The sequence below is a fragment of the Pseudomonas viridiflava genome (assembly GCF_900602065.1).
In the GTDB taxonomy this organism is placed as follows: domain Bacteria; phylum Pseudomonadota; class Gammaproteobacteria; order Pseudomonadales; family Pseudomonadaceae; genus Aquipseudomonas.
On record NZ_UWFN01000285.1, the window covers coordinates 366,324 to 387,975 of the forward strand.

Here is a 21,652-nt window from a genome sequence, read left to right on the forward strand (position 1 = left end):
CGGAAAAAAGCGGCAAGAAAAGAAACCGCGTCGAAGTGACTGGCGTGGGTGAGACCGCAAAAGGCAGCCAAACATTCACATTAAAGATGAAGGCTACACCTTACACAGTCTGGGGCAGCACACTGACACACAGTTTTTTTGCTTTCAATGAGCCAGCCCGTCGGCCTAAGGATGGCCGCTAAGGCCCAAGCCTGATAAAATCGCGCGCCTTCGCAGACTGGCGATGGTGGCGGCCCGAAAAACTGCATGCAGCTTTTCAGAGGCCCCGCTGTAACGGTCGATCCCCCGAATCCCCCCTAAAGGCCTGGATTATGAGCAAGCAACCCTCCCTGAGCTACAAAGACGCCGGTGTAGACATCGACGCCGGTGAAGCATTGGTCGAACGCATCAAGAGCGTCGCCAAGCGCACCAAGCGGCCAGAAGTCATGGGCGGCCTGGGTGGCTTCGGCGCCCTCTGCGAAATCCCGGCAGGCTACAAGCAGCCCGTTCTGGTTTCCGGTACCGACGGCGTTGGCACCAAGCTGCGTCTGGCGCTGAACCTGAACAAGCACGACACCATCGGTATCGACCTGGTCGCCATGTGCGTCAACGACCTGGTGGTCTGCGGTGCAGAGCCGCTGTTCTTCCTTGATTACTACGCTACCGGCAAACTCAACGTCGACACCGCTGCCGACGTGGTTACCGGCATCGGCGCTGGCTGTGAGCTGGCGGGTTGCTCGCTGGTTGGCGGCGAAACCGCTGAAATGCCAGGCATGTACGAAGGCGAAGACTACGACCTGGCAGGTTTCTGCGTTGGCGTAGTGGAAAAGGCCGACATCATCGACGGTTCCAAAGTCGCTGCCGGTGACGCCCTGCTCGCCCTGCCATCTTCCGGCCCGCACTCCAACGGTTACTCGCTGATCCGCAAGATCATCGAAGTGGCAGGTGCCGACATCGAAACCATCCAGCTCGACGGCAAGCCGCTGACCGAACTGCTGATGGCACCGACCCGCATCTACGTCAAACCTCTGCTCAAGCTGATCAAGGACACTGGCGCTGTCAAAGCCATGGCCCACATCACTGGTGGCGGTCTGCTGGACAACATTCCGCGCGTATTGCCAGCCGGTGCACAGGCAGTGGTAGACGTGGCGAGCTGGCAGCGTCCAGCCGTGTTCGACTGGCTGCAGCAACAAGGCAACGTCGCTGAAAACGAAATGCACCGCGTGTTGAACTGCGGCGTGGGCATGGTCATCTGCGTCGCTCAGGAGCACGTTGAAACGGCTCTGAACGTTCTGCGCGAAGCAGGCGAGCAGCCTTGGGTTATCGGTCAGATCGCCAACGCTGCCGAAGGTGCTGCGCAAGTCGAGCTGAAGAACCTCAAGGCGCACTAATGCCCGCACCCTGCGATGTAGTGGTGCTGCTTTCCGGCACCGGCGGCAACCTGCAAGCCATGATCGACAGCTTCAAGGGCGGGGATAACCCCGCCCGCATCCGCGCGGTGATTTCCAACCGCGCCGATGCGTTCGGTTTGCAGCGCGCCAGAGACGCAGGTATCGATACCTGCGTTCTTGACCACAAGGATTACGATGGTCGCGAGGCCTTTGATGCCGCGCTGATCGAACTGATCGACACCTTCCAGCCCAGCCTGGTTGTCCTCGCGGGCTTCATGCGGATCCTGACCGCTGGCTTCGTCCGGCACTATCAGGGGCGCCTGCTGAATATCCACCCTTCCCTGCTTCCTCTCTATAAAGGCTTGCACACCCACCAGCGGGTGCTGGATGCTGGCGACGCCGAGCACGGCTGTACCGTGCACTTTGTCACCGAGGAACTCGACGGCGGACCACTGGTCGTACAATCAGTGATTTCAGTGGAGCCTGACGATACGCCTGGCTCTCTTGCCCAGCGTGTTCACGTCCAGGAACACCATATCTACCCATTGGCCATTCGCTGGTTTGCCGAAGGCCGCTTGAGCCTTGGCACAGAAGGCGCATTATTGGACGGGCAGTTGATCGCCGCCAATGGCCACTTGATTCGACCCTAGGAGATATTATGCGTCGCGCTTTGCTGTTCGCTTTCGCTCTGCTCGCACTGCCTGTCACTCAGGCCGCAGACCTGCAACCATTCTCCGCCAGCTACACTGCCGACTGGAAACAATTGCCCATGAGCGGCACGGCTACGCGTAGCCTGGAATCCGGCCCTAACGGCGTCTGGACCCTGAACTTCAAGGCGTCCATGATGATCGCCAGCCTGACCGAAGTCAGTACGCTGAAGGTCGACAAAGACACCATGCTGCCGCAGACCTACAACTTCGAGCGCGGCGGCCTGGGCAAGTCGAAAAAGGTTGATCTAGCGTTCGACTGGTCCAACAAGTTCATCACCGGCACGGATCGCGGCGACGCCGTCAAGCTGCCGCTGAACCGCGGTGTACTGGATAAATCCACGTATCAGTTGGCTCTGCAGCACGACGTGGCGGCTGGCAAGAAGACCATGACCTATCAAGTCGTCGACGGTGACGAGATTGATACCTATGATTTCCGCGTGCTGGGCTCCGAGAAGGTCGCTACCAAAGCGGGCCAGATCGACGCCATCAAGGTCGAGCGCGTACGTGACCCGACGCAAAGCAAGCGTATTACCGTGCTCTGGTTCGCCAAAGACTGGGACTACCTGCTGGTTCGCCTGCAACAGGTCGAAACCGACGGCAAGGAATACAACATCATGCTGCTGGACGGCACGGTGAACGGCAAAGCGGTCAAAGGCAGCTGATTGCCGCCCCGACCGCGATCAAAAAGCCCCGCCATCGTGCGGGGCTTTTTTGTGGGTGTTGCCGACGAAACGCGATCCCTGTGGGAGCGGTGCTTGCCCGCGATAAGGGCACTGCGGTCTTGCAGAAAAACCGCGTCGCCCTTATCGCGGGCAAGCACCGCTCCCACAGGGAGGAATGCGGCCAGCCTGAACCTATGTGCGCCACATGAAACATTCTTCATTTAGCTGCCAACTTCACCACAGCCCTTATAAATAAAGGCTCCCAGCACCCAACCGTGCCCCGCAACCGAACATGAAAAAAACCAACTATTTACGTAGTCAGCTAACAAATTCTATAACTGAGGCCTGCGACAGATCGCCGCAGTCCAAGTCAGGAGTTTGAACGATGACCGTAAGAGTAACTGAACGCGACGACGCCCATATCTCCCATGAAAGCATTGCCGACGGCATTCAAATCTGGGACGTCTACCAGCAGGATCAACTGGTCGGCATGTTTCACGTAGAGTCCGATGCGCAGCGCTACAAGATGGAACTCGAGGCGCAGGAAAACCAACGCAGTCAGTGATCGCTGACGTGCTGGATGACAAACAGAATCGCTTGAAAAACAAAACCCGCACTTGGCGGGTTTTGTTTTGACACGACGCGGGTATCACCACATCAGATCATCAGGGATCTTGTAAGCCGCGTACGGATCATCGCCGTCGGCTTTCTCTTCGGTCGGCTCGCTGAGCATCACGATACGACGCGGGTCGCGCTCCTGAATCTTGAGCGCCGCCTCACGCGGGATGACTTCATAGCCCCCACCATGAGTGACGATCGCCAGCGAGCCGTTGCTCAGCTTGCTGCGCATCAGGTTGTTGACCGACAGGCGTTTGACCTTCTTGTCATCAACGAAGTTGTAGTAGTCCTCTGTGGTCAGCTTGGGCAAGCGCGACGACTCAATCAGTTGCTTGACCTGAGCGGCGCGGGCCTTCTGCTCGACCTTCTCCTGCTGCTGCCGATTGAGTTCCTGATCGCGCTTGACCTTCTCAGCCGCGGCTTCCTGAGCGGCACGCTTTTGCGAATCATCAATTTCGATCTGGCCCTTGTGCGCCAGACGCTGTTCTTTCTGCTTGTCTTTGCTGACCTGTTTGGCCTGCTTCTGGTTGACCAGGCCTGCCTTGAGTAACTGATCGCGAAGGGAAATGCTCATTGTCTACTCACTTATGCAGATGCAGCAGCTCAGCCACAGCTGGGCGCTTTCTTTTCCTGACGTTTGGCTTCGCCCCACAGAGCGTCCATTTCTTCGAGGGTGCAATCTTCCATGGGACGCTGGGTGTCGCGCAATGCCTGTTCGATAAATCGGAAGCGGCGTTCAAATTTACTGTTTGCGGCGCGCAGCGCATTTTCGGGGTCAACCTTGAGATGCCGGGCCAGATTGACCGCAGCAAACAACAAATCACCCACTTCTTCAGCGATGCTCTCGGCGTCGTTATCGGCCATGGCTTCCAGCACTTCATCCAGCTCTTCGCGAACATTGTCGACTACTGGCAGCGCTGAAGGCCAATCGAAACCTACCTGCGAGGCACGTTTTTGCAGCTTGGCGGCACGGGATAACGCGGGCAAAACGGCAGGTACGTCATCAAGCAGCGACAACTGCTGCGGCTCCTGAGCTTTCCCAGCGCGCTCCTGCGCCTTGATCTCTTCCCAGCGCTGCTTGACCTCTTCGTCATTCAAGCGCGGAGTCTCCAGCGGCGCGTACAAATCGCCGGTGGGGAAAACATGGGGATGACGACGGATCAGTTTGCGCGTGATGCCATCGATCACGCCGTCAAACTCGAAACGCCCATCTTCCCTGGCCAGTTGGCTGTAATACACCACCTGAAACAGCAGATCACCCAACTCACCCTTGAGATCATCAAAGTCGCCGCGCTCGATGGCGTCGGCCACTTCGTAAGCCTCTTCGAGCGTGTGCGGCACGATGCTGGCGTAATTCTGCTTCACGTCCCACGGGCAACCGTATTTCGGGTCACGCAGACGGGCCATGAGGTGGAGCAGGTCTTGGAGCGAATACATGAGGGTTTCCAATTCAATCCAGCGGCGCCTGTGCCGACGTCTTCGCGAATGAATTCGCTCCCACAGGTTCAACGTAATTATGTGGGAGCGGATTTATCCGCGAAAGCGTCAGTGCGGTTGCATCAAGGCGTTCTGTTTCGCCGCGTCTCGATAATGTTCGGCAATTGCGAGATACGCCCCAGCAAGCGGCCCAAAGCATCCAGCCCCGGAATCTCGATGGTCAGCGACATCAGTGCCGTGTTGTCTTCCTTGTTCGAGCGCGTATTGACCGCCAGAACGTTGATACGCTCGTTGAGCAGGATCTGCGAGACATCCCGCAGCAGACCGGAACGGTCGTACGCACGGATGATGATGTCCACCGGATAGGTGAGCACCGGTACCGGGCCCCAGCTGACCTGAATGATCCGCTCCGGCTCACGGCCGCCCAGTTGCAGTACCGATGCACAGTCCTGACGGTGAATGCTCACGCCACGGCCTTGAGTGATATAGCCAACAATGGCATCGCCCGGCAGTGGCTGGCAGCAGCCGGCCATTTGCGTCATCAGGTTGCCGACACCCTGGATCTGGATATCGCCGCGCTTGCCAGGCTTATAGCCGGTGGCCTTGCGCGGGATCAGTTCCAGTTGCTCGTTGCCGCGCTCTGGCTCGACCAGCTGTTGCGCCAGATTGACCAGTTGCGTCAGACGCAGATCGCCAGCACCCAAGGCGGCGTACATGTCGTCGGCGGCACGCATGTTGGCTTTTTCCGCCAACCGCTCGTGATCTACCGCCGGCAAGGCCAGCCGCGCCAGCTCGCGTTCGAGCAGGGTTCGACCGGCCGCGACGTTCTGGTCGCGGGCCTGCAGCTTGAACCAGTGAACAATCTTCGCCCGCGCCCGGGACGTGGTGATGTAACCCAGGTTGGAGTTCAGCCAGTCACGGCTCGGCGTCCCCTGCTTGCTGGTGATGATCTCAACTTGCTCACCGGTCTGCAGGCTGTAGTTGAGCGGCACGATACGACCGTTGATCTTCGCGCCCCGGCAGTTATGGCCGATCTCGGTGTGTACCCGATAAGCGAAGTCCAGCGGCGTAGCGCCCTTGGGCAAGTCAATCGCATGACCGTCCGGGGTGAAGACGTAGACACGATCAGGCTCGATGTCGACGCGCAGCTGTTCAGCCAGCCCGCCGATGTCGCCCAGTTCTTCGTGCCACTCCAGCACCTGACGCAGCCAGGAAATTTTCTCTTCGTAATGATTGGAGCCGGATTTGACGTCGGTGCCCTTGTAGCGCCAGTGAGCGCAAACGCCCAGCTCGGCTTCTTCGTGCATGGCGTGGGTGCGAATCTGCACTTCCAGCACCTTGCCTTCCGGGCCGATAACCGCGGTGTGCAACGAGCGATAGCCGTTTTCCTTGGGGTTGGCGATGTAATCGTCAAACTCCTTCGGAATATGCCGCCACAAGGTGTGCACGATCCCCAGCGCGGTGTAGCAGTCGCGCATTTCCGGAACCAGCACGCGCACGGCGCGAACGTCGTAGATCTGGCTGAAATCCAGACCCTTGCGCTGCATTTTGCGCCAGATCGAATAGATATGTTTGGCTCGACCACTGATATCGGCTTTGACACCGGTAGCCAGCAGTTCGTTATCCAGTTGCGACATGACATCGCTGATGAAACGTTCGCGATCAAGGCGACGCTCGTGCAGCAATTTGGCGATCTGCTTGTACTGCTCAGGCTCCAGGTAGCGGAAGGACAAGTCCTCCAGCTCCCACTTGATATGGCCGATACCCAAGCGATGGGCCAGCGGCGCATAGATATCGAAGACTTCCCGGGCAACACGATTGCGCTTTTCTTCGTCGGCGTTTTTCACCGCACGGATAGCGCAGGTACGTTCTGCCAGCTTGATCAAGGCGACGCGAACGTCGTCGACCATGGCCACCAGCATTTTGCGCAGGTTTTCGACCTGCACCTGAGTGCCCAGCACCAATGACTGGCGAGGGCTGAGGCTGGCACTGATCGCCGCCATGCGCAGCACGCCGTCAATCAGCCGCGCGACCGTGGCACCGAAGCGCTGCTCGACGTCAGGCAACGGAATCTTGCCTTCACGCACGCCACGATACAAAACCGCAGCGACCAGCGAATCCTGATCCAGTTTGAGGTCCGCAAGGATCTCGGCGATTTCCAGCCCGGTATGAAAACTGGACGTGCCTTCGGCCCAGAGATTCTTCGCCGCGTTGTCCTGCTGCTCGGCTTGCCGAACAAACTCACAGGCCTCTTTAAGGGCCTGTCGATCCACTATGAGGTCGACGCTGACCACGTGATCAAGCCATGCGTCGAGATTGATACTGCCGTCTGTGTTTATCGGCTGGTGTGCTCTCACCTGTACCATGTTGCTTACCTTCCCTAAGGCGCGATGAATAGCGCCTGAAGTCGCTGACCTTCTTGAGCGAACACTCCTCGCCGGGCAAGCGAGGACTGGTGTTCGCGGGCCAGTCGGATTAAACGAGACTCCATGTAAGCTGCGCACCCGATTCCTTGAGCCGCTGCTTACTTACTCGCTTCAAATAACGCCATCGCCTCGACATGCGCTGTCTGTGGAAACATATCGAGGATGCCGGCACGTTTTAATCTGTAGCCCTGATTGACCAATTCGACCGTGTCGCGAGCCAAAGTTGCCGGGTTACATGAAACATAAAGTAACCGCCGCGCGCCTAACGCCTTGAGCTTGCGCACCACTTCCAAAGCACCATCACGCGGCGGGTCCAGAAGAACCGCGGTAAAGCCTTGCGCTGCCCAGTTCGCCTTGTCCAGCGGCTGCGACAAATCCGCCTGATAAAACTCAACGTTGTGCAGATCATTACTCATTGCGTTGCTAGTGGCACGCTCGACCATGGTCGCAACCCCTTCGACCGCTACCACCTCTTTGACCCTTTTTGCCAATGGCAGGGCAAAATTGCCCAGCCCGCAAAACAGATCCAGTACCCGCTCATCGGCCTGGGGTGCCAACCACTCCAGCGCCTGTTCGATCATCGCAGTATTGACCGCTGCGTTGACCTGAATGAAATCTCCCGGTCGGTATGCAAGCTCCAGATTCCAGGGCTCCAGTCGATAGCCCAGCGTCTGCGAAGCATCTACCGGTTGCGGATCACCTTCCCCATGCAACCATAGTTGTGCGCCATGGTTATGGCAAAACGCTTTCAACTTGTCGAGATCACTCTCCGCCAAGGGAGCCGTGTGTCGAACCAGCACCGCATTCGACGTCCCGTGGAACAATTCGACGTGCCCCAGCACCTGCGGCTTGCTGAAGCTTTTCAGCATGCCCGGCAACTGCATCATGACCGGTTGCAAGGCCTGTACCAGCACCGGGCATTCATCGATGGTCACAATGTCCTGGCTAGCAGCCGCACGGAACCCCACGTCCAGCCGTTTTGCCTTGACGTCCCAGCGTACGGCAACCCGGGCGCGCCTGCGGTAGGCAAATTCCGACCCGGTCAACGGTGCCGCCCACTGCTCTGGCTCGACTCCAGCGACCCGCTGCAATTGCTCCGCCAGCATGCGCTGTTTCAGGGCAAGCTGTTCAGTGTGGGGCACGTGCTGCACGCTGCAGCCACCGCAACGGCCGAAGTGCGCACACGGCGCCGGACGACGCATGGCGCTGCCCTGGAACACACGCTCAGTACGCGCCTCAACGATTTTGCCGTGGGCATTGAGTACCCGCGCTTCGACTTCTTCGCCTGCAAGGCTGCCCGCTACGAACCACGTCTTGCCTTCAAAAAACGCGATGCCCCGCCCGTCGTTTGCCAGGCGCTCGATCGTCAGTCGCTGTTTCTTGCCGGTCGGGATCTGGTTGGCCCGGGTGCCGCCTGCTGGCTGGAAGCGCAGGCCTCTTTCATGTTTGGCCATCAGTTGGGCGCGTCGTAAACGCCGGTCGACAAGTAACGGTCGCCACGGTCACAAATAATCGCGACCATGACCGCATTTTCGACTTCACGGGAAAGGCGCAGCATGCCCGCTACGGCACCACCCGAAGACACGCCGCAGAAGATGCCTTCTTCACGGGCCAGTCGACGCATGGTGTCTTCGGCTTCGATCTGGGCCATGTCGACAATCCGGTCAACACGGTCGGCCTGATAGATACGCGGCAGGTACTCTTCCGGCCAGCGACGAATACCGGGAATGGCTGCGCCTTCCATCGGTTGCAGACCGACGATCTGTACATTCGGGTTCTGTTCTTTAAGGTAACGCGAGACACCCATGATGGTGCCCGTGGTGCCCATGGAACTGACGAAATGGGTGACGGTGCCGCCGGTCTGTTGCCAGATCTCCGGACCGGTGCTGGTGTAGTGCGCTTGCGGGTTATCACCGTTGGCGAACTGATCGAGCACCTTGCCCCGGCCTTCGTTCTGCATCCGCTCAGCCAGGTCCCGGGCACCTTCCATGCCCTCTTCCTTACTGACCAGAATCAGCTCGGCGCCATAAGCAGTCATGGCGGCCTTGCGCTCGGCGCTGGAATTGTCAGGCATGATCAGGATCATCTTGTAACCCTTGATCGCCGCGGCCATGGCCAGGGCAATGCCGGTGTTGCCAGAGGTCGCTTCAATCAGAGTGTCGCCAGGATGAATCTGGCCACGCAGTTCTGCTCGGGTGATCATCGACAACGCAGGACGGTCCTTGACCGAACCGGCAGGGTTATTCCCTTCCAGTTTGAGCAGAAGCGTATTGCTGGTATTACCCGCCATGCGCTGCAGGCGCACGAGCGGGGTATTGCCGACGCAATCGGCGATTGTTGGGTACTGCAGGGTCATGGCGTATTCGCAATCCAGACTGCGGGGGCGCCTATCATAACGGCAAACGCTTAAAGCCCATATCACGCAAAGTGCGGGCATTATCGCCAAATGGAATAAGGCACTGCCTCACGATACAGACCACCCTCTACCGAGTAAGGGTAATATGCGCGATTGCGTTCAGTTAAATAGCTACACTTGCCCGCATCAACCTGACATCCGCCAACCTTCAAGCCGCGTGAAGATCACCGGCCGTTCTGGCCCGCTGGAGAAACAAGTGTGCTGAAAAAGCTGGGTATCAAAGGCCGCGTACTGCTACTGACCATCGTGCCAGCCATTCTGATGGCGACGCTGCTGGGGGGGTATTTCACCTGGATGCAGCTGAGCGACCTGCAGGCGCAACTGCTCCAGCGCGGCGAAATGATTGCTCAGGAGTTGGCGCCTCTCGCCGCGCCGGCACTGGATCGCAAAGACAGCACACTGCTTGAGCGGATTGCCGTGCAGACGCTGGAAGAGAACGATGTGCGATCGGTATCGTTTCTCGGCGAGGACCGGGAACCGCTGGCCCATGCGGGGCCGAGCATGATCAACCCGCCACCCGAGGGCAGCGGCACCAAACTCCTGCAACGCACCGGTAATGACGCGACACGCTATTTGCTGCCAGTGCTCGGTCGCCAGCGTCACCTGACCGGCGAACTGATCCCCGATGAAGCCGACCGTCTGCTGGGCTGGGTCGAAGTAGAGCTGACCCACAGCAGCACGCTCCTGCGCGGTTATCGCAGCATGTTCTTCAGCCTGCTGCTGATCCTGGCAGGCATGTGCCTGACTGCGGTGCTCGCGCTGCGCATGAGCCGCACCATCAACGAACCCATCAGCCTGATCAAACAGGCAGTTACCCAACTCAAGGACGGCAATCTGGAGGCCCGCCTGCCGCCGCTAGGCAGCCTGGAGCTGGACGAACTGGCTTCAGGCATCAACCGCATGGCGTCCACGCTGCAAAACTCCCAGGAAGAATTGCAACACAGCGTCGAGCAGGCCACCGAAGACGTACGGCAAAACCTGGAAACCATCGAAATCCAGAACATCGAGCTGGACCTTGCGCGCAAAGAAGCCCTGGAAGCCAGCCGGATCAAATCCGAGTTTCTGGCCAACATGAGCCATGAGATTCGCACCCCGCTCAACGGCATTCTCGGCTTTACCCATCTGTTGCAGAAAAGCGAACTCACGCCCCGCCAGCACGATTACCTGAGCACCATTGAAAAGTCTGCCGACAGCCTGCTGGGCATCATCAATGAAATTCTCGACTTCTCGAAAATCGAGGCAGGCAAACTGGTCCTCGACAATGTGCCGTTCAACCTGCGCGACCTGCTGCAGGACACCCTGACCATCCTCGCCCCGGCCGCCCACGCCAAACAACTGGAGCTGGTCAGCCTGGTGTATCGCGACACGCCGCTTTCATTGCATGGCGACCCGCTGCGGCTGAAGCAGATCATGACCAACCTGGTCAGCAACGCGATCAAGTTCACCCGCGAAGGCACCATCGTCGCCCGGGCCATGGTCGAAGACGAAACCGAAGACAGTGCGCAACTGCGCATCAGCGTGCAGGACACCGGCATCGGCCTTTCCAGCCAGGACGTGCGCGCCTTGTTCCAGGCCTTCAGTCAGGCTGACAATTCCTTGTCCCGCCAGCCAGGCGGTACCGGCCTGGGCCTGGTGATTTCCAAGCGACTGATCGAACAAATGGGTGGCGAGATCGGCGTCGACAGCGAGCCCGGTGAAGGTTCGGAATTCTGGATCAGCCTGCGTCTGCCCAAAGCGCAGGACGACATCGAAGACCTGCCTGCCCTGCCACTGCAAGGGCTACGGGTTGCCGTGCTGGAACAACACGATCTGGCGCGTCAGGCGCTCGAACACCAACTGGAAGACTGCGGTTTGCAGACGCTGGTGTTCAATAATCTGGAGAACCTGCTCAACGGCGTCACCGCCGCGCATCAAACCCCGGCGGCGATAAGCCTCGCCGTCCTGGGCATCACCGCTCACGAATTGCCACCGGAACGGCTGCGCCAGCATATCTGGGACCTGGAAAACCTCGACTGCAAAGTGCTGGTGCTCTGCCCGACCACCGAGCAGGCGCTGTTCCAGCTGGCCGTCCCGGATGTCTATACCCAGCTGCAGGCCAAACCGGCGTGTACCCGCAAACTGCGCCGCGCCTTGTGCGAACTGGTCAGTCCTCGCGCACAGCGCAGCGATGCAGCAGAGCCACTGTCGAGCCGTCCGCCGCGTCTGCTGTGCGTGGACGACAACCCGGCCAACCTGTTGCTGGTGCAAACCCTGCTGGAAGACATGGGCGCCGATGTCACCGCAGTGGACAGCGGCTACGCGGCGCTGCACTTGGTGCAGACCGAGACGTTCGATCTGGTGCTGATGGACGTGCAAATGCCCGGCATGGATGGTCGGCAGACCACCGAAGCGATCCGCGCCTGGGAGATCGAACGCGAGAGTTCGTCGCTGCCTATCGTTGCGCTGACTGCCCACGCCATGGCCAACGAAAAACGTGCACTGCTGCAAAGCGGCATGGACGATTATCTGACCAAACCCATCAGTGAACGGCAACTGGCTCAGGTGGTGCTCAAATGGACCGGCCTGGCGTTGCGCAATCAGGCCCCGGAGCGGCCGGTCGAAAGTTACCACCGCAGCGCCGACCTGCTGGTGCTCGATCACAACGAAGGGCTGAAACTGGCCGCTGGCAAACCTGATCTGGCCGCTGACATGCTGGCCATGCTGCTGGCCTCACTGGATGGCGACCGCGATGCAATCCGCGCGGCCCGCGAAGACAATGATCGCGAAGCCCTGCTCGAACGCGTACATCGCCTGCATGGTGCAACCCGCTACTGTGGAGTTCCGCAATTACGTGCTGCATGTCAACGCAGCGAAACCCTGCTCAAGCAAAATGCACCACAAGTCCACGAAGCACTGGACGAACTGGAATCAGCCATCAAAGCTCTGGCCGATGAAGCACGGGTGAGTGCCTGATTCAGCCAAATACTGGTCTTGAGACCTGCAAGGTGGATCGCCACCCCGGTCACTCCTACAGGAGAACGCAAATCTGCTGTGGGACCGAATTCATTCGGGAAGGCGGTATTTCAGGCAGCACATAAGCTGTGGATGTACTGGCCTTTTCGCGAATGAATTCGCTCCCACGCAGACTGTGTGAAAACGTAGCGAGCGACGGCAAGACAAGGCGCAACGAGCGGAGCGAGTAACAGCCGCAGGCTGGCCCGGAGGGTGAGCGAAGCGAATCAAAACAGGCGAAAAACGGCCGGGGTCGCGTCCGACTCTAGTGTTCTAAATGAGCATTTTTCGCCTGTTTTTAACGCAGTATTGTGCGCGTAGCACCGAAGGTGCCCAGCCTGCAGTAGTTTTCACACGGTCTGCACGGGGATTGGGTTTACAAGCCAACATAGAATCGCCCACAAGGGATCGCGCCATTTCGCATGCCCCAAACTACAAGGAACCGTAGATGCGCACTTTGATCTTCAGCAGCCAGACTTACGACCGCGACAGCTTCCTCGCCGCGCGTCTGCCTGCCAACCTGCAACTGCACTTCCAGCCTGCACGCCTGACCCTTGAAACCGTCGCTCTGGCAGACGGCCACGAGGTGGTCTGCGCATTCATCAATGACGACCTCAGCGCCCCGGTGCTGGAGCAACTGGCTGCAGGCGGCACACGCTTGATCGCCTTGCGCTCGGCCGGTTACAACCACGTTGACCTGCCAGCCGCACAGAAACTGGGGATCAGCATCGTGCGGGTGCCAGCCTATTCACCGCATGCCGTCGCCGAACATGCCGTCGCGCTGATCCTGGCCCTCAACCGCCGCCTGCATCGCGCCTACAACCGCACCCGTGACGGCGACTTCAGCCTGCACGGCCTGACCGGCTTCGATCTGGTGGGCAAAACCGTTGGCATCGTTGGCACCGGGCAAATCGGCGCGACCTTCGCCAAAATCATGTCCGGCTTCGGTTGCCAACTGCTGGCTTACGACCCCTTCCCCAACCCACAGGTCGAGGCGCTCGGGGCTCGCTACCTGAGCCTCGAAGAACTGCTGCAACAAGCTCAGATCATCAGTCTGCACTGCCCGCTCACACCGCAAACAAAGCACCTGATAAACGCCCAATCGTTGGCGACCATGCAACCCGGCGCCATGTTGATCAATACCGGGCGTGGTGCGCTGGTCGACACGCCTGCCTTGAGTGAGGCGTTGAAAAGCGGACAGCTGGGCTATCTGGGGCTGGATGTTTACGAAGAGGAAGCCTTGCTGTTTTTCGAAGACCGTTCCGACCACCCGCTGCAAGACGACGTGCTCGCCCGCTTGCTGACATTTCCCAATGTTATCGTGACCGCTCATCAGGCTTTTCTGACTCACGAAGCCTTGGGTGCTATCGCGCAGACCACGCTGGACAACATTGACGCCTGGGCCAGCGGTACACCGCAAAATCTGGTGGCGAGTTAGCGGGGGGAGAAATGCCGCATGTGCGTGATAGGATGCGCGCAATTTGGAGGACCTTATGGCCGAACACGATTTCCGTTACAGCATGCTCAACCCGCAACACACCCTGACCGAGTGCCGTACCCTGGCGCCCGGCCGCTATCAAGTGACCGGCAACGGCGGCTCGATCCACGACCGCGACGAGTTGCTCGTCACCATCAAGGGCAGCAAAACCCTGCACATGCGCCTGCAGGTCGAGAAGGTACGGCACCTGATCAACCCGCCGGGTCAATGGATTGCCGTGGCCAAGGGCCCGGTGTTCGACGAGTTGGCTATCCATCAATGGAAGGTCAACTGCGACAGCTGTGGCGCAGTGCTGGACTTCGAGTTCATGGTCGACGCCAAAGCTGGCGTTGCCGCACAGAAACCGGCCGCATCAGCACGCATAGCCGAGCTGGGCTGGAAATCCGAAGGCGAGAAGCACGTGTGCAAGAAGTGCCAGGAGAAAGCTGCATGAAACGGGTTGCCCTGTCAGCTCTCGTCGGTGCTGCCTTGCTGGTCGGTTGCGCGGCAAAACCGCTGCCGATCAAGCAAGATCAAAGCTACGTGCTGGAATGGATCGGCGAACGTCCGTTGATCGACAACAGTCACCTGACCATGACGCTGGGTGCCGATGGCCGTGCTTACGGCAATGCAGGCTGCAACCACTGGTTTGCTTCGTACACCCTGCAGGATGAAACCATCACCTTTGGCGTCGTCGGCAGCACCCGCAAAATGTGCGCCCCGGCGTTGATGGAGCAAGAGCAACGTTTCCTGCAAGCGGTTGGCAAAGTCCAGCGCTGGGACATTTCCCCCATCGACCAGTTGCGCCTGTGGCCAGCAGAAGGCAAGCCGCTGAGGTTCTGGGAAGAGGGTTGAAGCAGGCGCCTCAATCCTGAATTGAAATGATTACCTGTGGGAGCGGTGCTTGGTCTGGGCGGCATTCCGACGATAAGGCTGGACGCGGTTCACTTTAGATCGCGTCCAGCCTTATCGTCGGAATGCCGCCCAGACCAAGCACCGCTCCCACATTGAGTTCACCTATCATTAAGGGTGAGATTTCACCCCTCCCCGCGCAGCGCCTTCAGCTTCGCTGCTACACCGGCTGCGGTCTGTTCGCCCAGCAACTGCTCACGCATTTTGCCCTTGTCGTCGATGATGTACGTCACCGGCAAGGCTTCGCTGGGTGGCAGGTCGTATTGCGCGGCCGGGTCCTGGGCCAAAACCGTGAACTTGATCCCCAAGGCATTGCTGGCGGTTTTCAGTTCGTCGCCCTGCAAGTTATCGAAATTAACCCCCAGCACCGTGACCTTCTGGTCTTTGAGTTCCTCGGACAAGTGGTTGAGCTCGGGGATCTCAACCCGGCAAGGGCCGCACCACTCAGCCCAGTAATTGATCACCAGCCAATGCTTGTCGATACGCTCGCTGGCAACTTTCTGGCCGTTCTGGTCGGTCCCCAGATCCACACCGCAACCTGTCAGCAACACGCTGCCGACCAGTGCCACTACTGCCGCCCATCGCCTCGCCATGTTGTTCCTCACTGTCATCAAATGCTCAAGGCTGCGACCGATTACCACTCGGTGTTTAGCCGCTGCCGTCTGATGGGTAGAATAGCCGCCACCTTACGCAAGATGCGACCTTCAAATGACCGATCTGACGCTTTATCACAACCCGCGCTGCTCCAAATCACGCGGCGCGCTGGAACTGCTGCAAGCCCGCGGCCTGAACCCGTCCATCGTGCTGTACCTGGAAACCCCGCCCGACGCCGGGCAATTGCGCGATTTGCTGAGCAAGCTGGGCATCGGCGCCCGTCAACTGCTGCGCACCGGTGAGGATGATTACAAAGCCCTTAACCTGGCAGACCAAAGCCTGAGTGACGACGCACTGATCGCAGCCATGGCTGCCCATCCAAAACTCATCGAGCGACCGATCCTGGTGGCAGGTGACAAGGCCGTGATCGGCCGTCCACCGGAAAACGTCCTGGAGCTTTTGCCATGAGCACGCCCTACATTCTGGTTCTGTTCTACAGCCGCAACGGCTCGACCAGCGAAATGGCCCGGCAGATTGCCCGCGGTATCGAGCTGGGCGGTATGGAAGCGCGTCTGCGTACTGTGCCAGCCATCTCGACCGAATGCGAAGCCGTGGCGCCAAGCATCCCGGAAAGTGGTGCGCTGTACGCCACACTTGATGACTTGAAGAACTGCGCGGGTCTGGCCCTGGGCAGCCCGACGCGTTTCGGCAATATGGCTGCGCCGCTCAAATACTTCCTTGATGGCACCAGCAACCTGTGGCTGACCGGCGCACTGGTGGGCAAACCGGCCAGCGTGTTCACCTCCACCGCCAGCCTGCACGGCGGCCAGGAAACCACCCTGATGTCGATGCTACTGCCGCTGCTGCACCACGGCATGCTGATCACCGGCCTGCCTTACAGCGAGTCGGCACTGGTGGAAACCAGCGGCGGCGGTACACCATACGGCGCGAGCCACCACGCCGGGCCGGACGGCAAGCGTCCGCTGGACCCGCACGAAACCCAGCTGTGTCGCGCACTCGGTCAGCGTCTGGCGAAAACCGCCCTGCTGCTGGACCCGTCACGTGGCTAAGAAGCCCAAAATCCTGCCTGCGCTGGAGTGGCTTGAACCGCGAGTAAAAATCAGCCGCCTGATCAGCCTGACCAGTTTTTTCGGGCTGATCGCGCTGCTGAGCATTTATTACCTGTGGATTGCCGACCTGCATGGCGCAAGGCCCTGGGTGATTCTGCTGATCGAACTGGTGCCGCTGCTGTTGTTTGCACCGGGAATCATCAGCCGTAGCCCACGCGCGTATTCGTGGCTGTGTTTTGTGGTCAATCTGTACTTCATCAAAGGTGCGCTGGCCGCGTTCGATCCCAACCGCGCACTGTTCGGCGTGCTGGAAATGCTTGCCAGCCTGGCCGTATTCGTCAGCGCCCTGCTGTACATCAGATGGACTTTTCAGCGAAACCGCAAACTTGCGGGCGAAGGCCAAGTCTGAGGCTGTACGCATCATTTTCTGGAGCAGTAATGCACGACTACAAATGGCTGAATGAGTACTGCCTGAACCGCTTCGGCTCGGCTAAAGCCCTCGAATCACATTTGCCAACACCCAAAACCACTAAACAACTGCAAGCCATCAGCGATGACCGTTATCTGTCGACCATGGCCCTGCGGGTCTTTCGTGCGGGTTTGAAGCACAGTCTGGTGGACGCCAAATGGCCGTCTTTCGAAGAGGTGTTTTACCGTTTCGATCCGGAGAAAGTCGTGCTCATGGGCGCCGACCACCTTGAGCGGCTGATGCAGGACGCGCGAATCATTCGCCACCTGGGCAAGCTCAAAAGCGTGCCGCGTAACGCCCAACTGGTGCTGGACATCGAAAAGGAACACGGCAGCTTCGGCAACTTCATCGCGCAATGGCCAGTAGATGACATCACCGGGCTCTGGCAGTACCTGGCCAAACACGGCAACCAGATGGGCGGGCTGTCTGCGCCACGATTTCTGCGCATGGTTGGCAAAGACACCTTTATCCCCACCTGGGATGTGGTGGCCGCGCTCAACGCACAGAAGATCGTCGACAAAGTGCCTACCAGCAAACGCGATCAGGCCATCGTCCAGCAAGTGTTCAACCAATGGCAAAGCGAAAGCGGCAGGCCGTTGTGCCAGCTGTCAACGATGCTGGCGTTTACGGTGAATCACTGAGTCTACTAAATCTGTAGGAGCTGCCGAAGGCTGCGAATCGCGGAGTATCAGCCAATGCGCTTCGCAGCCTGCGGCAGCTCCTACAGAAACCGTCTTTAGATATTCACCACATTCACAAACCGCGACGCAGCGGTTTCGTCGATGCGCAGGTTGGTGAAGTCAAACAGATTACGGTCGGCCAACTGCGACGGAATGACATTCTGCAGGCTGCGGAAAATGCTGTCGGTACGGCCCGGTGTCTTGCGCTCCCACTCCTGAAGCATGTCCTTGACCACCTGACGCTGCAGGTTTTCCTGAGAACCACAGAGGTTGCACGGGATGATCGGGAAATTCTTGAAGTCGGAATAAGCCTGAATGTCCTTCTCATGGCAGTACGCGAGCGGCCGGATCACTACGTTGCGGCCATCGTCAGCGCGCAGCTTCGGCGGCATGGCTTTTAGTGAGCCGTTGAAGAACATGTTGAGAAAGAATGTCTCAACGATGTCATCACGGTGATGACCCAGCGCCATCTTGGTCGCGCCGATCTCGTCAGCAAAGGTATACAGCGTGCCGCGACGCAGACGCGAGCACAGCGAACAGGTGGTCTTGCCTTCCGGAATGAGCTCCTTGACCACCGAGTAGGTGTCTTTCTCGACGATGTGATACTCGATACCCAGCGTCTCCAGATAGGCAGGCAGCACATGCTCGGGGAAGCCCGGCTGTTTCTGATCCATGTTCACCGCGACGATATCGAACTTGATCGGCGCGACCTTCTGCAGATGCATCAGCACATCGAGCATGGTGTAGCTGTCTTTACCGCCGGACAGGCAAACCATGACCTTGTCACCCTCTTCAATCATGTTGAAGTCGGCAACGGCTTCCCCCGCCAGGCGACGCAAGCGTTTCTGCAGTTTGTTCTGATTGACTGAAAGGGTGCCCATGGCGCTGGTATCCGGTTGCGATGACGAGAAGACGGGATGAAAGGGCCGGTATTTTACGCATAATTCCCGTGTCGCTGAAGCCTGTTACGTTGTTGCGTCGGGCTATAAGCAAGGTGCTGGACATGCCCAATGACTCTAAAGCCAACGTCTGCGCTTCCTATACTCCTACTGAGCTGGCATCAAAAGGCAGGAGCGAACTTGTTCGCGAGGCGTCCGAGTTGTCACACCGCCTCGTCAGGAAGTCAGCTCCTACCAGAACGCGCTACAGCTGACAGGAAGGAGTAATCCAAATGATCCACCACGTCTGGGGACTGTTCACACATCCCGACCGGGAATGGCAAGAGATCCGTGGCGAAAAAGAAGAAAGTATCGGCCACATGTACCTCACGCATACGCTGATCCTGGCGGCGATCCCCGCAGTTTCGGCTTACATCGGCACGACGCAGATGGGTTGGGTCATTGGTGACAGAGCCCCCGTCATGCTGACCCACGAGAGTGCGATCTGGATGACGATCATGTCGTACATCGCCATGCTCGCCGGTGTTGCAATCATGGGCGGCTTCATTCACTGGATGGCCCGCACCTACGACGCCACACCCAGCCTGGCGCGCTGTATCGCTTTTGCGACTTACACCGCGACGCCATTATTCATCGGCGGGCTGGCAGCGCTTTATCCACACCTGTGGCTGGGCATGCTGGTGGGCACCGCCGCCATCTGTTACACGGTTTACCTGCTCTATGTCGGCGTCCCCGCGTTCATGAAGGTCCCCGCCGACGAAGGCTTCATGTTCTCCAGCTCGATTCTGGCGGTGGGCCTGGTGGTACTCGTGGCAATCATGGCCTTCACCGTGGTGCTGTGGGGCATCGGTGTCGGGCCGGAATACACAAACTGATGCGGCACATCTCTCTGTAGGAGCTGCCGAAGGCTGCGAATCGGTGTGTCATGTAAAACCGCTTCGCAGCCTTCGGCAGCTCCTACAAAGGTATCTGTTACGCCATAACGACCATTCGGCAGCTTGAGTTTTCGATACCCCGGCCTTATACGGCATACTCGGCGTCTCTGGAGACCGATGAAGCATGCCTGAGCAACTCAACACCCGCGTCGAAACCTGTTACCAACAAGCCGAAGCCTTTTTCAAACGCCCTTTCAAACGCCCGGTTGTCAGCCTCAAGCTGCGCGGCCAGAAAGCCGGTGTCGCGCATTTGCATGAGAACATGCTGCGCTTCAACCCTCAGCTGTACCGGGAAAACAGCGAAGATTTCCTGCGCCAGACCGTCGCTCACGAAGTCGCGCACCTGATTGCCCACCAATTGTTCGGCGACCGCATCCAGCCTCATGGCGAGGAGTGGCAGTTGATCATGCGTGGTGTCTACGAGTTGCCGCCCAACCGTTGCCACACCTACGCTATCAAACGCCGCACCGTGACCCGTTACATCTACCGCTGCCCCTGCCCGGAAAGCGACTTCCCGTTTTCGCCACAACGCCACCAGATGGTCCGCAAAGGCCGCCGCTACCTGTGCCGAAGCTGCCGGGAAACACTGGTATTCAGTGGCGAAACACGGGTGGAGTGAGGCATCGCACTCCAACCCGGAACGAACTACAACGGTAGGAGCGAATTCATTCGCGAAGGCGATCTTTCAGGCGACGAACATGTACCGCCTGCCCCATCTCTCGCGAATGAGTTCGCCCCTGGCGGGACTTCATTGCACTCATAGAGTGGCGCCGGTTTCGCGCATCGCGCCGATCTGCTCTTCGCTATAGCCGAGCTCCGCGAGCACCTGCTGACCATCTGCGCCCAGCCGTGCGCCGATGTGGCGGGGAGCCGCCAACCCTTCGGAAAACTTCAGCGGGCAGGCGATTTGCGCTTGTAAGGTGCCATCCTCCCTCGGCACCTGAGTCACCACCTGCCGGGCCTGTAACTGTGGATGCTCGACGGCCTGAGACAGACTCAATACCGGCTCGACACACGCATCAATCTGCGCAAAACACGCCTGGAGGTCCTCAAAGCTGCGTTTTTCAAACTCCATCCGCAGTTCATTCTTCAAACTGGCCTGAACCTCAGGGCGGGCCGACAACCCCTGGCTCGCAAGCTCGGGACGTCCCAACGCGGCACATAACGCCTGCATGAACACAGGCTCAAGGCTGCCCACTGAAAACCAGCGCCCGTCGCGACTGCGGTAATAGTCATAGAAACTGCCGCCATTCAGCATCTGCGCCTCACGATGCGGCTCCACGCCACACGCCAGATACCCTGCCCCGGCCATGGCATTCAAGCTGAACGCGCAGTCGGTCATGCTCACGTCAACATACTGGCCGCGCCCGGTCTGTTGCCGGGCTACCACTGCCGCCAACAGGCCAATCACCCCATGCAGCGAACCGCCCGCCACATCCGCTGCCTGAAAGCCCAGCGGCAACGGGCCACCGTCCGTACGCCCGGTGTGGCTGGCAATGCCCGACACTGCCAGGTAGTTGATGTCATGCCCGGCCCGCTCCCGATAAGGTCCGGTTTGCCCATAGCCGGTGATCGCGACATAGATCAGCCGAGGATTGAGTGCCTTGAGCACTTCATAGCCAATGCCCAGGCGCTCCATGACACCGGGCCGAAACTGCTCCAGCACAATGTCGTACTCCAGCACCAGACGCTTGATCACCTCCACTGCGACTGGCTGCTTGAGGTCCAGCGCAAGGCTGCGCTTATTGCGGTTCAGGTACGCATGGCTGGCTGATGTGCCCTGATCATGGGGCGGTAACTGACGCAACAGGTCCATGCGCCCGGGTGATTCAATGCGCAACACCTCGGCGCCCATGTCCGCCAGCAGCAACGACGCAAACGGGCCAGGCAACAACGTCGAGAAATCCAGCACTTTAAGAGACGACAACGGGCCTTGCATGGGACCTCCATAACAGGATCGAATCATGCCTTGAGCGTAGCCAAGCA

22 protein-coding genes are annotated in these 21,652 nt (G+C 59.0%); 14 read left to right on the top strand and 8 right to left on the bottom strand.

The features are described 5' to 3' along the window. The first annotated feature begins 311 nt into the window (after positions 1 to 311). The 4 genes from purM (at position 312) to EE949_RS20060 (ending at position 3,307) form a co-directional block, all read left to right on the top strand. Complete coding sequence (gene purM / locus EE949_RS20045; RefSeq protein WP_122665877.1) at positions 312 to 1,370, top strand: phosphoribosylformylglycinamidine cyclo-ligase; 1,059 nt, start codon at positions 312 to 314, stop codon at positions 1,368 to 1,370. Further along, entirely contained in the window at positions 1,370 to 2,020 is a 651-nt protein-coding gene (purN, locus tag EE949_RS20050) for a phosphoribosylglycinamide formyltransferase (RefSeq protein WP_122665878.1), read from the top strand. The genes purM and purN overlap by 1 nt, the downstream gene beginning before the upstream one ends. Before the next feature lie 8 nt (positions 2,021 to 2,028). Then, positions 2,029 to 2,742, top strand: a complete 714-nt coding sequence (locus tag EE949_RS20055; RefSeq protein ID WP_122665879.1) for a DUF3108 domain-containing protein — start codon at positions 2,029 to 2,031, stop codon at positions 2,740 to 2,742. 385 nt (positions 2,743 to 3,127) lie between these two features. Further along, a complete protein-coding gene (locus EE949_RS20060) occupies positions 3,128 to 3,307 on the top strand; it encodes a hypothetical protein (RefSeq protein ID WP_122665880.1) in 180 nt (59 codons plus the stop codon). Between the two features lie 84 nt (positions 3,308 to 3,391). Here the strand turns inward: EE949_RS20060 and EE949_RS20065 are convergent, their stop codons facing one another. The 5 genes from EE949_RS20065 to cysM form a co-directional block, all read right to left on the bottom strand. Continuing rightward, positions 3,392 to 3,934 carry a DUF2058 domain-containing protein gene (locus EE949_RS20065; protein WP_122665881.1) on the bottom strand — a complete coding sequence of 181 codons (543 nt, stop codon included), beginning with the start codon at positions 3,932 to 3,934 and terminating at the stop codon, positions 3,392 to 3,394. A gap of 29 nt (positions 3,935 to 3,963) precedes the next feature. Continuing rightward, positions 3,964 to 4,797, bottom strand: a complete 834-nt coding sequence (mazG, locus tag EE949_RS20070) for a nucleoside triphosphate pyrophosphohydrolase (RefSeq protein ID WP_122665882.1) — start codon at positions 4,795 to 4,797, stop codon at positions 3,964 to 3,966. Between the two features lie 122 nt (positions 4,798 to 4,919). Then, entirely contained in the window at positions 4,920 to 7,163 is a 2,244-nt protein-coding gene (gene relA, locus EE949_RS20075) for a GTP diphosphokinase (protein ID WP_027899231.1), read from the bottom strand. 158 nt (positions 7,164 to 7,321) lie between these two features. After that, positions 7,322 to 8,677 carry a 23S rRNA (uracil(1939)-C(5))-methyltransferase RlmD gene (gene rlmD, locus EE949_RS20080; protein WP_122665883.1) on the bottom strand — a complete coding sequence of 452 codons (1,356 nt, stop codon included), beginning with the start codon at positions 8,675 to 8,677 and terminating at the stop codon, positions 7,322 to 7,324. Then, a complete protein-coding gene (gene cysM / locus EE949_RS20085; RefSeq protein WP_122665884.1) occupies positions 8,677 to 9,579 on the bottom strand; it encodes a cysteine synthase CysM in 903 nt (300 codons plus the stop codon). The genes rlmD and cysM overlap by 1 nt, the downstream gene beginning before the upstream one ends. 258 nt (positions 9,580 to 9,837) lie before the next feature. Here cysM and EE949_RS20090 point away from each other — a divergent pair, with 258 nt between their 5' ends. The 4 genes from EE949_RS20090 (at position 9,838) to EE949_RS20105 (ending at position 14,962) form a co-directional block, all read left to right on the top strand. Next, on the top strand, positions 9,838 to 12,591 hold the full coding sequence (locus tag EE949_RS20090; protein WP_122665885.1) for a response regulator: 2,754 nt from the start codon (positions 9,838 to 9,840) through the stop codon (positions 12,589 to 12,591). A gap of 487 nt (positions 12,592 to 13,078) precedes the next feature. After that, positions 13,079 to 14,068: a 2-hydroxyacid dehydrogenase gene (locus tag EE949_RS20095; RefSeq protein ID WP_122665886.1), complete on the top strand. Its 990-nt coding sequence runs from the start codon at positions 13,079 to 13,081 to the stop codon at positions 14,066 to 14,068. Between the two features lie 55 nt (positions 14,069 to 14,123). Further along, complete coding sequence (locus tag EE949_RS20100) at positions 14,124 to 14,561, top strand: hypothetical protein (protein ID WP_122665887.1); 438 nt, start codon at positions 14,124 to 14,126, stop codon at positions 14,559 to 14,561. Continuing rightward, positions 14,558 to 14,962: an META domain-containing protein gene (locus EE949_RS20105; protein ID WP_122665888.1), complete on the top strand. Its 405-nt coding sequence runs from the start codon at positions 14,558 to 14,560 to the stop codon at positions 14,960 to 14,962. The genes EE949_RS20100 and EE949_RS20105 overlap by 4 nt, the downstream gene beginning before the upstream one ends. 182 nt (positions 14,963 to 15,144) lie before the next feature. Here the strand turns inward: EE949_RS20105 and EE949_RS20110 are convergent, their stop codons facing one another. Next, positions 15,145 to 15,612: a TlpA family protein disulfide reductase gene (locus EE949_RS20110; RefSeq protein ID WP_122665889.1), complete on the bottom strand. Its 468-nt coding sequence runs from the start codon at positions 15,610 to 15,612 to the stop codon at positions 15,145 to 15,147. Positions 15,613 to 15,727: 115 nt separating this feature from the next. Between EE949_RS20110 and arsC the strand changes: the two genes are divergently transcribed. Genes arsC through EE949_RS20130 form a run of 4 tightly spaced genes read left to right on the top strand, consistent with a single transcriptional unit; the run spans position 15,728 to position 17,793 of the window. Further along, on the top strand, positions 15,728 to 16,081 hold the full coding sequence (gene arsC, locus EE949_RS20115; protein ID WP_122665890.1) for an arsenate reductase (glutaredoxin): 354 nt from the start codon (positions 15,728 to 15,730) through the stop codon (positions 16,079 to 16,081). Then, positions 16,078 to 16,683, top strand: a complete 606-nt coding sequence (wrbA, locus tag EE949_RS20120) for an NAD(P)H:quinone oxidoreductase (RefSeq protein ID WP_122665891.1) — start codon at positions 16,078 to 16,080, stop codon at positions 16,681 to 16,683. The genes arsC and wrbA overlap by 4 nt, the downstream gene beginning before the upstream one ends. Then, complete coding sequence (locus EE949_RS20125; protein ID WP_122665892.1) at positions 16,676 to 17,092, top strand: DUF2069 domain-containing protein; 417 nt, start codon at positions 16,676 to 16,678, stop codon at positions 17,090 to 17,092. Before wrbA ends, EE949_RS20125 begins: the two co-directional genes overlap by 8 nt. 29 nt (positions 17,093 to 17,121) lie before the next feature. After that, positions 17,122 to 17,793 (top strand): DNA-3-methyladenine glycosylase I, encoded by a 672-nt coding sequence (locus EE949_RS20130; RefSeq protein WP_122665893.1) that lies wholly within the window; start codon positions 17,122 to 17,124, stop codon positions 17,791 to 17,793. Positions 17,794 to 17,888: 95 nt separating this feature from the next. Here the strand turns inward: EE949_RS20130 and ttcA are convergent, their stop codons facing one another. Further along, on the bottom strand, positions 17,889 to 18,713 hold the full coding sequence (gene ttcA / locus EE949_RS20135; RefSeq protein WP_122665894.1) for a tRNA 2-thiocytidine(32) synthetase TtcA: 825 nt from the start codon (positions 18,711 to 18,713) through the stop codon (positions 17,889 to 17,891). A gap of 290 nt (positions 18,714 to 19,003) precedes the next feature. Here ttcA and EE949_RS20140 point away from each other — a divergent pair, with 290 nt between their 5' ends. Further along, positions 19,004 to 19,606 (top strand): Yip1 family protein, encoded by a 603-nt coding sequence (locus tag EE949_RS20140; protein ID WP_122665895.1) that lies wholly within the window; start codon positions 19,004 to 19,006, stop codon positions 19,604 to 19,606. A 184-nt stretch (positions 19,607 to 19,790) separates the two neighbouring features. Beyond that, positions 19,791 to 20,285 carry a SprT family zinc-dependent metalloprotease gene (locus EE949_RS20145; RefSeq protein ID WP_122665896.1) on the top strand — a complete coding sequence of 165 codons (495 nt, stop codon included), beginning with the start codon at positions 19,791 to 19,793 and terminating at the stop codon, positions 20,283 to 20,285. 138 nt (positions 20,286 to 20,423) lie between these two features. Here EE949_RS20145 and EE949_RS20150 read toward each other — a convergent pair whose 3' ends face one another. Further along, the gene (locus EE949_RS20150) at positions 20,424 to 21,605 is read right to left on the bottom strand and encodes a CaiB/BaiF CoA transferase family protein (protein WP_122665897.1); all 1,182 of its coding nucleotides are present in this window, start codon (positions 21,603 to 21,605) and stop codon (positions 20,424 to 20,426) included. Positions 21,606 to 21,652: the final 47 nt, after the last annotated feature.